Source organism: Thermus kawarayensis JCM 12314, assembly GCF_055393575.1.
In genome coordinates, this window is record NZ_AP043756.1 from 62,368 (window position 1) to 75,113 (window position 12,746).

General features: G+C 67.7%; 14 protein-coding genes and 1 pseudogene. 8 read left to right on the forward strand and 7 right to left on the reverse strand.

Annotation, left to right across the window (positions count from 1 at the left end; genetic code table 11):
• Positions 1 to 14: 14 nt before the first annotated feature.
• On the reverse strand, positions 15 to 734 hold the full coding sequence (locus ACZ5RK_RS00560) for a 4Fe-4S dicluster domain-containing protein (RefSeq protein WP_464909284.1): 720 nt from the start codon (positions 732 to 734) through the stop codon (positions 15 to 17).
• Positions 735 to 1,057: 323 nt separating this feature from the next.
• Here ACZ5RK_RS00560 and ACZ5RK_RS00565 point away from each other — a divergent pair, with 323 nt between their 5' ends.
• The 3 genes from ACZ5RK_RS00565 to ACZ5RK_RS00575 are packed head-to-tail and all read left to right on the forward strand — an operon-like array spanning position 1,058 to position 4,133.
• Positions 1,058 to 1,891, forward strand: a complete 834-nt coding sequence (locus ACZ5RK_RS00565; RefSeq protein WP_464909285.1) for a PhnD/SsuA/transferrin family substrate-binding protein — start codon at positions 1,058 to 1,060, stop codon at positions 1,889 to 1,891.
• 2 nt (positions 1,892 to 1,893) lie between these two features.
• Positions 1,894 to 3,519 (forward strand): sensor histidine kinase, encoded by a 1,626-nt coding sequence (locus tag ACZ5RK_RS00570; RefSeq protein ID WP_464909286.1) that lies wholly within the window; start codon positions 1,894 to 1,896, stop codon positions 3,517 to 3,519.
• A complete protein-coding gene (locus ACZ5RK_RS00575; protein WP_464909287.1) occupies positions 3,516 to 4,133 on the forward strand; it encodes a response regulator transcription factor in 618 nt (205 codons plus the stop codon). The genes ACZ5RK_RS00570 and ACZ5RK_RS00575 overlap by 4 nt, the downstream gene beginning before the upstream one ends.
• Positions 4,134 to 4,346: 213 nt before the next feature.
• Here the strand turns inward: ACZ5RK_RS00575 and ACZ5RK_RS00580 are convergent.
• Positions 4,347 to 5,488, reverse strand: a protein-coding gene (locus ACZ5RK_RS00580; protein WP_464909288.1) for an IS3 family transposase whose coding sequence is annotated in 2 segments (ribosomal slippage) — positions 4,347 to 5,251 and positions 5,251 to 5,488 — 1,143 coding nt in all. Because the reading frame shifts where the segments join, the coding sequence is not laid out codon by codon here.
• Positions 5,489 to 5,621: 133 nt separating this feature from the next.
• Positions 5,622 to 6,602 carry a porphobilinogen synthase gene (gene hemB / locus ACZ5RK_RS00585; RefSeq protein ID WP_464909289.1) on the reverse strand — a complete coding sequence of 327 codons (981 nt, stop codon included), beginning with the start codon at positions 6,600 to 6,602 and terminating at the stop codon, positions 5,622 to 5,624.
• Positions 6,603 to 6,882: 280 nt separating this feature from the next.
• On the opposite strand from hemB, the gene ACZ5RK_RS00590 reads away from it, so the two are divergent.
• Together ACZ5RK_RS00590 and ACZ5RK_RS00595 are read left to right on the forward strand one after the other, a co-directional pair.
• Entirely contained in the window at positions 6,883 to 7,299 is a 417-nt protein-coding gene (locus ACZ5RK_RS00590) for a hypothetical protein (protein ID WP_464909290.1), read from the forward strand.
• Positions 7,296 to 7,811 (forward strand): hypothetical protein, encoded by a 516-nt coding sequence (locus ACZ5RK_RS00595; protein WP_464909291.1) that lies wholly within the window; start codon positions 7,296 to 7,298, stop codon positions 7,809 to 7,811. The genes ACZ5RK_RS00590 and ACZ5RK_RS00595 overlap by 4 nt, the downstream gene beginning before the upstream one ends.
• Here ACZ5RK_RS00595 and ACZ5RK_RS00600 read toward each other — a convergent pair.
• Complete coding sequence (locus tag ACZ5RK_RS00600; RefSeq protein ID WP_464909292.1) at positions 7,746 to 8,234, reverse strand: ferritin-like domain-containing protein; 489 nt, start codon at positions 8,232 to 8,234, stop codon at positions 7,746 to 7,748. The two genes, ACZ5RK_RS00595 and ACZ5RK_RS00600, sit on opposite strands and share 66 nt — an antisense overlap.
• Before the next feature lie 118 nt (positions 8,235 to 8,352).
• The gene (locus ACZ5RK_RS00605) at positions 8,353 to 8,979 is read right to left on the reverse strand and encodes a ferritin-like domain-containing protein (protein WP_464909293.1); all 627 of its coding nucleotides are present in this window, start codon (positions 8,977 to 8,979) and stop codon (positions 8,353 to 8,355) included.
• Positions 8,980 to 9,087: 108 nt separating this feature from the next.
• Between ACZ5RK_RS00605 and ACZ5RK_RS00610 the strand changes: the two genes are divergently transcribed.
• Both ACZ5RK_RS00610 and ACZ5RK_RS00615 read left to right on the forward strand, forming a co-directional pair.
• Entirely contained in the window at positions 9,088 to 10,398 is a 1,311-nt protein-coding gene (locus tag ACZ5RK_RS00610) for an HD-GYP domain-containing protein (protein WP_464909294.1), read from the forward strand.
• Positions 10,399 to 10,426: 28 nt separating this feature from the next.
• Complete coding sequence (locus tag ACZ5RK_RS00615) at positions 10,427 to 10,882, forward strand: ferritin-like domain-containing protein (protein ID WP_464909295.1); 456 nt, start codon at positions 10,427 to 10,429, stop codon at positions 10,880 to 10,882.
• A 106-nt stretch (positions 10,883 to 10,988) separates the two neighbouring features.
• Here ACZ5RK_RS00615 and ACZ5RK_RS00620 read toward each other — a convergent pair.
• Together ACZ5RK_RS00620 and ACZ5RK_RS00625 are read right to left on the reverse strand one after the other, a co-directional pair.
• Positions 10,989 to 11,513: pseudogene (locus ACZ5RK_RS00620) on the reverse strand (anti-sigma factor); the annotation flags it as partial.
• Positions 11,503 to 12,069 carry a sigma-70 family RNA polymerase sigma factor gene (locus tag ACZ5RK_RS00625; RefSeq protein WP_464909296.1) on the reverse strand — a complete coding sequence of 189 codons (567 nt, stop codon included), beginning with the start codon at positions 12,067 to 12,069 and terminating at the stop codon, positions 11,503 to 11,505. The gene ACZ5RK_RS00625 and the pseudogene ACZ5RK_RS00620, both read right to left, overlap by 11 nt.
• 166 nt (positions 12,070 to 12,235) lie before the next feature.
• Here ACZ5RK_RS00625 and ACZ5RK_RS00630 point away from each other — a divergent pair, with 166 nt between their 5' ends.
• Positions 12,236 to 12,691, forward strand: a complete 456-nt coding sequence (locus tag ACZ5RK_RS00630; RefSeq protein ID WP_054647663.1) for a DUF5602 domain-containing protein — start codon at positions 12,236 to 12,238, stop codon at positions 12,689 to 12,691.
• The last annotated feature ends 55 nt before the right edge of the window (positions 12,692 to 12,746 follow it).

The following is a 12,746-nucleotide window of genomic DNA, read 5'->3' on the forward strand; positions in this document are numbered from 1 at the left end:
CACCTCCTAGACCTTTAGACCAGGTAATAGACTTTGGGCTCGGTACCCAGCTCTTCCTTCAAGCGCACGGCGTTGTTGCTGGCCAGAAGCTGGGAAACCAAGCTCTCTGGGTCGTTGAGGTCGCCGAAGAAGGTGGCCCGGCCGATGCAGGTGGTCACGCACATGGGAAGCTCCCCTACTTCTAGACGGTGGGCGCAGAAGGTGCACTTGCGGGCGTTTCCCACTGGGCTCTTGGGCACGACCCCCTCCCCGCGGGTCCAGGTCTTGCCGTACTCAAAGTTAGGAAGCTCCTCGTAGGCCTTGGCCGCATCCAGGACCAGCCCTCCAGGAAGTCCCTGAGCAGCCCCGTCCGTCCAGTTCTCCCCAAAGTCAAAGGTGCGCGCCTGATAGGGGCAGGCGGTGATGCAGTAGCGGCAGCCAATGCAAGCGTTGTAATCGATCTCCACGATCCCGTCCTCCCGCTTCCAGGTGGCGCCCACCGGGCACACGGGAACGCATGGGGGGTTTTCGCACTGCATGCAGGGCCGGGGAAGGAACTTGCGGGTCACGTTGGGGTAGGTACCTACCTCGAGGTCGATCACCGGCCGGTAGACCACCCCTGGGGGAAGCTTGTTCTCCATAACGCAAGCCACGGTGCAGGCGTTGCACCCCACACACTTGCGGGTGTCTATCACCATGCCCCACTTCCGCTCGCGCATGGGCTTTTGCAAGGCCCGCTCCAAGTCCTTTTGCATGCGGACAAGAACGTCCTCCTCCGCCTCTCCGCTCACCCGAAAAGGGGGGGCTGGCATCGGCCCGGGTGCTGGCGCTGGGGAAGCGGCCTCGGCCCTCACCTCCGCTCCGCTCAACACCATGCCGGCGAAAACCGCCGAGGCCACTTTCTCTAAAAAGGCCCTCCGGCTTTCCGCGCTCATGCTCACCTCCAAGGAGCAGACTAGGCACCCCACCCCCGCCCCTCATCGGGACTTCTCCCACAACCCTCCGGTCATGTGCCCTAGGGGAAACTCCTACAGAGTATAGGACAAAGGTCCTCCTGCCCTTCCCTATACTGAGGCTGATGCGGCACCTCTGGCTGGCCTGGCTCCTGTTCCTGGCCGCCTGCGCCTTCCCCCCAGAGGCGGGCCCCCTGGAGCCCCTGCCCCAGGTGCGTCCTGAGCCAGAGGGCGCCTTCCGCATAGCGGTGGCGGGCATCTTGTCACCCCGGAGGTCGGCTCCTTACTGGAAACTGGCCAGGGAGCTCTGGCCCGAGGGCGTGGTCCAGGGCCGCAAAACCTATGCGGAGGTGCTGGCCCTTTTGCGGGAGGGCCGGACAGACTTAGCGTTTCTCTGTACCTTGGCTGCGGCCCAATCCGTGAAGGAAGGCTATGGCGAGGTAATCGCCAGGAGTGTGCCCGCTTCCTGGACCCGTTACCGCAGCGTGGTAGTGGTGGGAAAGCAAACCTCCATCCAAGGCCTCGAGGACCTGATGGGGGCCAGGGTGGCCCTGGTGGACCCCCTTTCCAACACCGGGCAGGCCCGCTTCTTCCGCGCCTTGAGGAATCTGGGCTACCGACCCGAGGCCATGTTCCGGCACCTGGTGTACACCTATAGCCACGACCGGGCCATAGAAGCCGTGGTCCGGGGCCTGGTGGAGGCCGCCGCCGTGGACGGGATGGTGCTGGACGCCCTCATGCGGGAAAACCCAGGGTGGCGGGACCGGATACGGGTCATCTGGGAAGGCCCGGAGGATCCTCCCCCACCGGTGGTGGTGCGTAAGGGACTCTCTCTTCAGGCAAAGGCTCAGATTCTTGACCGCCTGCAGGGGGTCGGCGACCGGCTGCTGGCGGTGGGGGTGGCGGGGTTCGCCCCAGCGGGAGATGCCCCCTACCTGGCGTTCTTGCAGGGGTTTTAGCCGTGTTGCGCCGCAAGCTCATCCTTATCTCCGCCTTGGGCATCCTCTTCTTCGGACTAGGCGTAGGCGGTGGTGCTTTTCTTCTGGTCAAAGACAGCCTAGAGCAGGGCCTCGAGGCCCAAGGGCAGGCCCAAGCCGCCCGCACCGCTACCCTTTTAGAAGAAGATCTCCTCCTCAACGACCTCTACGCCGCCTTCCGCAAGCTGGAGGAGCTTTCCAGCGAAGGCGTGCTGGGCTTCGTCTTAAACCCCCAAGGGGAGGTGGTGGTGCACACCTTCCCCGGGGGCTTCCCGGTGGGGCTGAAGGCGTGGAACGGGAGGTTCCGCTTTAAAGGGCAACCTTACCGCCTCTTCCGCTATCCCATCGCAGGCGGGGAGTTGGGCCTCCTGGCCCTGGCCCTTCCGGAAAGGCCCTTGTGGAACAGCCTTCTCCGCTTCGCCGTTCTGGGCTTCTGGTTGGCCTTGGGAATCGGCGGCCTCGCCTTTGTGCTGGTAAGCCGGAGCGCCCGAACCTCCCTTCGGCCCCTAGAGGACATGGTGACCGCCGTCTTCGCCTGGGAAAAGGGCGAGGCGAAACCCTTGCCCCAGGTGGAAGGGGAGCTAGGCGTTTTGGCTAAAGCCCTGGGCGACTACCGCCAGGCCGTGGCCCGGCGGGAAGCGGAGCTTTCCCTCCTCAACCAGGTAGCGGAGGCGGTGAACCAAGGGGGCACCTCTGAGGAGGTACTCCGGCAGGCTCTGGAGGCCTTAGCGCAAAGCGGCTTCTTCCGCTGTGGAGAAGCTTGGCTGGGGGAGCGGGAGGTGGCCCGGGTCCTTTGCCCCTACCCGGAGGGAGAGGCCTGCCCCCTTCGGCGGGCGGGGAACGGTTACCACCTCCTGGAGTTTCCTGGGGCCCGCTTGGTCCTGGTCAGCGAGGCCCCCCAGGCCTTCTTGGAAGCCATCAGGTCCCCGGTAGAGGCTGGGCTTCACCGCGCCCGTTATGCAGAAGCCCTTAAGGAGCGGGCGGAAGAGCGCTCCCGCCTTCTCCAGGCCCTCCTCGAGGCCCAGGAGGCGGAACGGGCCCGCATCGCCCGGGACCTCCACGACCAGGTGGGCCAAGTCCTCACGGGGATTGACCTGGGCCTGAAGGCGGTTAAAGAAGGAAAGCTAGAGGCCATCCCTGCCCTGCAGGAGCTGGTGCGGAGCGCCATTCAAGACGTGCGCCTCCTCTCCCGTTCCCTACGTCCTTCGGCCTTGGACACCCTGGGCTTGGAAGCAGCTCTTAAACGCATGGCCGAGGAATTTACGGAACGCACTGGCATTCAGGTCAACCTCTTTTGCCACCTCCCAGGGCGCCTGCCCGAGGCACACGAAACCGCCCTGTACCGGGTCATCCAGGAGGCGCTCACCAACGTGGCCCGCCATGCGGGAGCCCGGGGGGTTTCGGTGATCCTGCAACAGGAAGGGGACGAGGTGAACCTGGTGGTGGAGGACGACGGCCGGGGCTTTACCCAGGGAGCCCGACCGGGGCTCGGGCTTCTAGGAATGCGGGAACGGGTGGAACTCCTAGGCGGACAGTTTCAGGTGGAGAGCCTCGAGAACCTAGGCACCACCCTCTACGCCCGCATCCCCTTGCGCGAGGTGAGGGCATGACTCGCGTCTTTCTGGTGGATGATCACCCCGTGGTCCGGGCCGGGATCCGCTATCTCCTGCAGGGCCGTGTAGAGGTGGTAGGGGAAGCCGAGTCTGGGACCGAGGCCTTAAGCAGGATCCCCGAGGTAAAACCCGACGTGGTAGTCTTGGACATCGCCTTACCCGACATGGATGGGATTCAGGTGGCAGAGAGACTCTGCGCTCTCCTTCCCAAAGTCCGCCTTCTCGCCCTTTCCATGTACGCCGAGCCCGAGTATGCCGAGCGCTTCCTTCAGGCTGGGGGTTCCGGCTACCTCCCCAAGGATGCGGTGGAGCGGGAGCTGCTGGACGCGGTTCTGGCCGTGGCCCGAGGCGAGCACTACCTGCCCCAGGACCTCTTATACCGCATGATCCAGGCCCAGGCCAACCGCAGGCCCGGACCTGAGGTTCTCACCGAGCGTGAGCTCCACGTGGTTCGCCTCCTGGCCCAGGGGCTTTCCTATAAGGAAATCGCAGCCCACCTAGGCATCTCCGAGAAGACGGTGGCTACCCACCGCGAACGGGCCGGGGAAAAACTGGGCCTGAGGAGCCGGGCTGAGCTGGTGCGCTGGGCCCTGGAGGAAAAACTGGTCTAGATCCCCCGCCCAAGCCTACCTGCGGCCTGGGTGGGACCACCCTATCCTGGCTACGCCAGGATAGGGGCCCCGGCCAAAACCTTCTTGCAGCTTCCTTGGGCGAAAAACTCACGAAAAAGGGTGTTAGAGGCTGTCGTAAAAGGGTGCTATACTTGTGGGGTGGTTCTTCGCAGTGTACTGCGCCCCTAAATTTGGACCACCTCACCGGTCAGTTTAGTCAGGGCTCCCACCCCCTTTCAACAGGCTGTCCACAAAAGCTTCAGGCGTCAGGTACCCTAAGGCCGAGTGCGGACGCTTGCGGTTGTACACCTCAAAGACGAACGCCTCCACCGATGCTCGCGCCTCCTCCAGAGTCCGGTACTCCCGCAGGTCCACCCACTCCTCAAGGTAGCTTCGCTGACCCTTGATGGTCCGGATCAGCCGCTCCGCGTGCCCGTTCTCCCAGGGCCTCCCCGTCCCCGCGTAGCTCAGCCTCACCCCTAGCCCCAAAAGCCGCTCCACATAGGCCCTGGAGGTGTACTGCACCCCCCGGTCCCAATGGTGCACCTCGGGGCATCCCTCCCTAAGGGCCATCTCCAGCGCCGCAAGAGCAAGCCCCTGGGACAGCCTCGGCCCCAGGGCCACCCCCAGGATCTTGCGGGTGTGGAGGTCCATCACCACCGCCAGATAGGCCACCCCCTCCCCCAGGACCACGTAGCTCAGGTCCGCCACCCACACCTGGTGAAAGCCGGTCACCTCAAGCCCAGGCAGGAGGTTCTTCACCCCCTCCGGGAGAAGCTCTTCCGGGAGAGTGGTCCTGGGCTTGAGGGGCTTCCGGGTAAGGAGCAGGCCTTCCCTCCGCATCAGGGAGCGCACCCGCTTCTCCCCCACCCCGAAGCCCTCCCCCCGCAAGAGAGCGGCGAGGCGCCGGTATCCATACCGGGGCCAAGCCCTCGCCAGGGCCCGCAAGCGGCCTCGGAGGACCGCCTCCTCGGGATTGAGACCCTTAGGCCGGTAGTAGAAGGTGCTCCGGGGCACCCCAAGGGCCCGGCACAGCAGGCGGAGGGGGTAGGCTCCCTGGAGGGCCCTCACCAGCTCCCGCCTTTCCTTTGCCGGTAGAGTCCCGAGGCTTTTTTTAGGACCTCCAGCTCCAGGGCCATCTGGCCGACCAAGCGTTCCAGTTCGCGGACGCGGGCCTCTTGTTCTGCGCAGCTATGGGAGAAGGCGGCATGGGCGTTATCCAAGAATTCCCGTTGCCACCTGTAGAGTACGGACTCTGCGACCTCGTGAGCTCGGCAGGCTTCGGCCACGGTCCTTTGACCCGACAAGACCTCCAACACAATTTTTACCTTTTCCTTCGCTGACCACCTGCGCATCTCGCTACCCCTTCAGGATACACCCCTCGGTCTCTCTCTTGGGGTGGTCCAAATTTGGGGCAGCACTTCACTTGTTGGTGAAGCGGCTGGCCAGGGCCGCGTAGCTTCCGTGGAGGGGTTTTACGACAGCCTCTTAGGCCTCCTCAAGCCAGCGGGCGGCCTCCAGGGCGTAGTAGGTGAGGATCCCCTGGGCCCCGGCCCGGCGGAGGGCGAAGAGGCTTTCCAACACCGCCCGCCTCTCCTCCAGCCACCCCTTGAGGGCGGCCGCCTTCAGCATGGCGTACTCCCCGGAGACCTGGTAGGCGAAAAGGGGCTTGGCGAAGCGCCCCTTGAGGGCGGAGAGCACGTCCAGGTAGGGGAGGGCGGGCTTCACCATGAGGAGGTCGGCCCCCTCGAGGTCGTCCAGGGCCGCCTCCCTCAGGGCGTCCCAGAGGCCCGCCCGGGGGTCCATCTGGTAGCCCGAGCGGTCCCCAAAGCTCGGGGCGCTTTGGGCCGCTTCCCGGAAGGGGCCGTAGAAGGCGGAGGCGTACTTCACGGCGTAGGAGAGGATGGGGACGTGGGCAAACCCCTCCCGGTCCAAGGCCTCGCGGATGGCCTTGACCTGCCCGTCCATCATGGCGCTGGGAGCCACCACGTCCGCCCCAGCCTGGGCCTGGGAGAGGGCGGTCTTGGCGAGGAGCTCTAAGGTGGCGTCGTTGTCCACGTAGAAGCCCAGGGGACCCTCCTTCACCACCCCGCAGTGGCCGTGGTCGGTGTACTCGCAGAGGCAGGTGTCGGCCATGACCAGAAGCTCGGGGAGCTCCCGCTTGAGGAGCCCGATGGCCCGCTGCACCACCCCGCCCTCGGCGTAGGCCCCCCTCCCCAGGGGGTCCTTGGCCTCCTGGGGCAGGACGCCGAAGAGGATCACCCCCCCAAGCCCGGCCTTCAGGGCCTCCTCCCCCACCCGGGGAAGCTCGGCGAGGGGGTGGCGGAAGACCCCGGGCATGGAGGGGACCTCCTCCTTCCCCCCTCCCTCCTTTACGAAGAGGGGGAGGATGAGGTGCCTCGGGGAAAGTTCCACCTCGGCCACCAGGGAACGGATCAGGGGGGACCGAAGCCTTCTTGGGCGCTCCATGCCTCCACTATACCCCGGGTGGGGCTTCGCCTGCAGACTTGACCGGTATACCCCAGACTTGACCGTTATACCCCTCTTGGGGTAGACAAGGGGCATGACGCTGCGCGAAGCCTTGTCCCAGATCCCCGACCCCAGGGCCCACAACCGGCGGTATCCTTTGTGGGGTCTCTTGACGCTCATCTTGGTCAGGAGTTTTCACCCCGTATGCATTTCCGATGAGGAACGGACCTCCTGACCGGCCCCCTTGCCAGAAGACCGGTCAGTAAGGTATCCGTGCGAGGTGTCCAATCCCGCATCCACCAGTCTAACCCACTTCACCCAGGCCTACATCTCCGGCCTTCTCCTCAGCCAAAGGAAAAACCCCCACGCCATGTGGGAAGAAGGCCTCCTCCCCTTCACCCCAAGCCGCACCAGCCCCCTCCCCCCACACCGGCCCCCAAATCCAGGGCCTGGGCCAGGTCTACCACACGGGCCGCAAGGCCCCCTCTGGGGCCACCTCTTCCTCTCCCTCACCCTGGTCTACCCCCACAGGGACCCCTACCCCCTGGCCCTCAAGCCCTTCCCCACCCCCGGCATGGGGACGCCCCTCTACCCCCAGAAGACCCCCTCCGAGGCCCCCCTGGATGAGGTCTTTGACCTCCTGGCCCTGGAGCCCGGCCTGGACTTCCCTTCGTGGGCCGGATGCGGAGCCGGGTGAAGGTCCGGCCCCTGGACCCGGAGGCGGGGGAGGTCCTTCCGGTGGGGGAGCTTCTCCTGGCCTACCCTCCCGGGAGGGCCCGCTACTACCGGCGCTTTGGGGCCTACGCCAAGCGGGTGCGGGTGGAGTGGCCCCAGGTGGGGCCGGTGGACCTGGTGCTGGTCTGGGTGGGGCGTGGGGCTGGGTGGCGGGGCTTTGCCCTGGTCTCCACCCTGGCGGGGGGTGTGCAGGAGGTGCTGGAGGCGTGGTTTTGCCGTTGGAAGGCGGAGGTGGTGCATAGGCTTTACAAGCAGAACCTGGGGCAGGGGAGGAGCCAGGCGCGTTCCTTCGCGGCGCAGCTCATGCACGCGGAGCTGGTGGTACGGGCCTTTCACGCCATGAGGGAGGTGCGGTTGGCCTTTCCGGGGATGGCGTGGCGCCACGCGCAGAGGATAGCTGGGGAGAGGCTACTGACCGAGATAAAAGCCACCTCGCCCCCAAGGAGGAAGCTCGGGAAGGGGGGTGAGAGGTAGGGTGAAAACTCCTGTGTAGAGGTCAATGACGGGCCGGCTCGCCGCCTGGCTGCCCAGGGCCTGGCGGAGGAAGAGGACGTGGGCCTTCTCGTCGTCGGCGACCTCGTTGGCCAGGGCCAGGAGGTCCCCCGTAAGCCCCGGAACCGGGCTCGTGCCGTTGAAGCCCGAGGGAAGGACGATCTGGGCGTTGCCCCCCACCTGGCTGAGCTCGCCCAGCCGGCCGGTGGCCGCCAGGTAGAAAAGGCCCTCCAGGTACTCCAGGTTCAGGGCGAAGTTGAGAATGGCCACGTCCAGGTTGGGCTGCTGGGCGGTGGTGGTGCAGGCGGTGACCGCCCCGCCCAAAACCGCCCCCGCCCCCAGGGCCCCGGCCCGCCTCAGGGCCTCCCTGCGGCTCAAGCGCGCCTCCAAAACCGTCTTGCGCATACCTAACCTCCCTCGAGGGGCTTGGGTTTTTCCCCCTCGTCCTTCCGTACGGACCAACCCCCGGGTTCGGATGTGGCGAAGGCCCCGGGGCCTCCCCCGGGGCCTCTCCAAAGTAGGCTCACTTCCGGATAAATCCCGAAACCGCCTTCTGCGCCTCCTCCGGGGTGATGGCCACCTCAAAGGCCCGGTCCGCGGGGGAGCGTGGCCCGGGGAGCTCCTGGTCCCCAAGGAGGATCCGCGAGGCCCGCACTGTGGCCCGGTGGGCCGCCTCGTTCCCCAGGATGGCCCCGGCGGCCTTGAGGACGTCCTTGCTCTGGATGAGAGGCAAGGCTCCGAGGTAGGCCCCCACGAAGGCGTCCTCCAGGGTGTTCAAAAGCCTCAGGATGGCGAGCTGGTTCCGGGGGAGGAACTCCACGGGGTAGACGAAGCTGGGCTTCTCCACCGGCTTCACCCCGAGGGCGCTCAAGGTGTCCCGCAGGGCCTTCACGTGGGCCTCCTCCTGGGTCAGGGCGACCTCGAGGTAGTCCTTCACCAGGCCCTGGAAGCCGCCGAAGAGGCTTTTGGTGTAGGCGTCCGCCGCCAGGTACTCCGCGGTGAGGGCAAGCTGCAGGATGTCCAGGTCCGAAGGCCCCCCGTGGGCCGCCAGGGCCCGGTCCAGAAGGGACCCGGCAAAGGCCGAGGAAAGCCCCGCCGCCGTCAACACCCGCATGAACTGCCTGCGCGCCAAAACTCCTTCCGTCCCCATAGCCACCTCCTATGAGGGGTCTTCCCCCTCACCCTTCCCTACGGCCGGGAGGGCCCCCTTGGATGTGGGGCATCCAGGGAGCCCCTGTCGGCCATAGAGAGGGACAGGATGCCACCTCGGCTCCCCAAGCGCCCGTCCACCCCGACCCCAAAGCCAGCCCAGGCCCTGGGAGGGGGAGGCCTGGCCGCGGCGGGACCCTACCGCCGCTTCCTCCTGGGCCTGACGGGGGTCACCCTGGCGGGAGTCTTGGCCCTGGCCGGGGGCCTCAACCTCCTCCTCCACCGCTATCTGGTGCACTCCAAGGCCAAGGTCACCCAGGAGGCGGTGGTCCTGCACCTCAACCAGGTCTTCCCCCAGTTCCTCTCCCCCCACGCCCTGCACGCCCCCAACCCCTACGGGGGAGGCTGGGACCCCGACCGGCTCCACGCCCTGGTCCGGCTGCACCTGGACCTGTACCACATCATCCGGGCCACCTTCTTCCGGAAGGACGGCACCGTGGCCCTGGCCTACGAGCGGGGGCGGGAAGGAGGGCGGGCTACCCTAGAGGAGGAGAGGGCCATGGCCCGGGCCCAGAAGGGCCCCTGGTTTCGGGAGGAGGGCGTGCGGCTCGGGATGTGGCTGCCGGTGCCCGGCGGCTTTGTTCACCTGGTCCGCGACCTCTCCCCGGAATGGGCCCTCCTGCGCCCGGTCCAGGTGGGGGTGTTGCTTTTGGCCCTGGCCCTGGGGCTGGCCCTCTTCCTCCTCCTCCGGGGCACCTACCTTCGGGCCGAAGGGGCGCTTTCCGCGAGCTACGAGGCCCTCCTCCTGGCCCTGGCCCGGGCCCTCGAGGCCGAGGCCTACGAAACGGAAGGGCACTCGGAGCGGGTGACCGCCTACGCCCTCAGGCTGGGCCGGGCCTTGGGGCTGAGGAGGGAGGCCCTGGAGGACCCCCGCCGCGGGGCCCTCCTCCACGACCTGGGCAAGATCGGCATCCCCGACGCCGTCCTCCGCAAACCCGGCCCCCTCACGGAGGAGGAGCAGGCCCTCATGCGCGCGCACCCCCTCATCGGGGACCGGATTCTGGAAGGCCTGCCCGCCCTTCAGGGCGCCCGGGGGGTGGTGCGCCACCACCACGAGCGCTTTGACGGCCGAGGCTATCCGGAGGGCTTGCAGGGGGAGGAAATCCCCCTCTTGGCCCGGATCTTCGCCGTGGTGGACGCCTACGATGCCATGACCAGCCACCGGCCTCACCGCAGGGCCCTGGACCCGGAGGAGGCCCTGGCGGAGATCGCCCGGGAGGCGGGGCGGCAGTTTGACCCCCGGGTGGTGGCGGCCTTCCTGCGAACCTTCGGCCTCGAGGCCAAGGAAGTGGAATGTGGAACTCGCCCGCAGACGGTTCCTGGCCCTGCTGGCCCTGGGTGGGATCCCGGTGGTCCCTAAGGCCCAGGGAGCCCCGCTAGAGGAGGAGGTGCTCGCCCCGGCCCTCGCCGCGGAGGAGCTGGCCCGGGAGGCCTACCGCCAGGCGGTGGCCGCCCGGCCCTTCCGGGGTCCCCGGGCCGCCTACCTGGAGGCGGCCCTGGCCCAGGAGGAGGAGCACGCACGCCGCCTCCGGGAGGCCCTGGGCCGGCAGCCCGCCCTCCGGTTCCAGCTCCCCGAGGCCTTCCAGAGCCCCATTCTCCTCATCCGCCTCTTGGAAAGCCTCGAGGAGGCCTTCGTGGGCGCCTACCTGGGGGCCCTGCCCCTTCTAGAAGGCGAGGCCTTGCGCCTGGCGGGGGCCATCCTGGGGGTGGAGGCGGGGCACCGTGTCCTGGTGCGCCAGGCCCGCCTGGAGCTCCAGGACCCCCTGCTCCGCCCCCCCTTTCGTGGCCAACGACCGGGCCCTGGAGAGGGCCCTCCCACCCGAGGAGGCCAGGGAGGCCCTTAAGCCTTACCTGCCTTAGGGCTGGGGCAAGCCGAGGATCTCCGTGGGCCTCCGGCTTCCCCCCGGGGGCTCGAAGGGAAACCGCCAGGGCCTTGGCCCCCGGGGGAAGTCGGAAGGTCTTGAGGGGCAGGCGGAAGGTGGAAAGGGGCACGGGCTCCCCCTTCCCCAGACCCCAGCCCTGGTAGACCCGGCCCGAAGGCGGCGGCGCCTTCAGGACCACCAGGGCCTCCCCGTCCCCCCGGACCACCGTCCGGCCCACGGGCGCCCCATCCGGGCCGACCAGGGTGAGGACCCGGGTGGAGGCCTCCCCCAGGGCCAGGGTCCAGGAGAGGCCGAAGTAGGCCCCATAGCCCAGGACCACCAAGAGGAGGGCTGCCGCGGCCGCGAGGAGGGGGCGGCCCCAGGAGGGGCGAACCCTCCGGATCCGGCGGAGGACCCTGGCCTCGAGGCCCTCGGGTAGGGGCTCAGGAGGAAGCCCGGCGGCGAGCTCCGAGGCGGTCTCCAAGAGGGCCTTGGCCTCGGGCCCGAGCTCGGGGTAGCGCTTTAGGGCCTCCTCTACCCGGGCCCGCTCCTCGGGAGTGAGGGCCCCCAGGGCGTAGAGGGGGAGGAGGTCCCGGGCCTCCTCAGGGCTCACGGAGCACCTCCTTGAGCTTGAGAAGAGCCTTCCTCGCCCAGGTCTTCAGGGTGCCCAAGGGAAGGCCGAGAAGCCTCGCCGCCTCCTGGTGGGTGTAGCCCCGGTAGTAAAGCGTCTCCAGCACCCGGCGCTCCTCCGGGGAGAGAGCCTTCAAGGCCCGGTGGAGCCGGGCCCGGTCCAGGTGGGCCTCCTCGTCCAGCCCGGGCCCCGGGAGGTCAAAGGCCTCCTCCTCTTCCGGATCAGGCTCCAGGGGAACGGGCCTCGCGGCACGCCTACGCACCTCGTCCACCGCCGCGTGGTGCCCCAGGGTGAGGAGAAAGGCCCGGGCGCTCCCGCGCCGCGGGTCAAACTCCTTGGCCTTTTCCCAAACCCTTATCATCGCCTCCTGCACCACATCCTCTCCTGCTGCCCCGTCCAAGCCCATCCGCCGGGCCAAGGCCAGGAAACTCCCCGCATAGCGGCGGAAGAGGGTGCGAAAGGCCTCCTCGTCGCCTCGCGCCACCAAAGCCAGGAGGGCTTCGTCGGACAAGGCCTCGGTCGGCAGCTCGGGGCCCATCGCTCCTACCCTAACCATACGCACCGCCTCCCCTTTCGGTTTCGGGGGCGATGGGCCCGGGCAGAGGGAGGTCCCGGGACGGGGCGTAGCCTGGGCCACATCCAGCCCCGGGGTCCAGGCCGTAGGGTAGGGTGGAGCCCTAGAGGGCTCCTAAGGAGGTAGGCGTATGAGGAAGGCGAAAACGCTCGTGCTGGTCTCTTTGGCGGTAGTCCTCGGCCTGGGCCTGGCCCAGATGCTCCAGGTGCGCAAGGCCCCCCCTTCGGCCCCCTACGTGAACGTGAGCGAGGCCCTGAAGGGGGCGCTCCCCAACTTCATCCCCGGCCTCGGCACCCTCTACGTGGACCCCTCCAAGCTCCCCGAGGGGCCCTTCCTGGCCTACGACAAGGCGGGGAACCTGGTGAAGGTGGTCTTCATGGTCCCCCTCAAGAAGCTCAACGAGAGCCAGAAGTACGTGGACATCGGCACCCAGACCCTGAGGGCCCTGGGGATCACCCGCATTGACCACGTGAACCTCATCCCCTCGGGACCCCACCCCGGGGTGAACGAGCCCCACTACCACATTGAGCTGGTCCTGGTCTCCGTGGACCAGGAGCGGAAGGTGCTGGAGGGCGAGCCCTACTAAGGGGCCTTGCGGGAGGGGCGGGGCCCGAGGCCCCGCCCCTTTCCCACGGACCCTA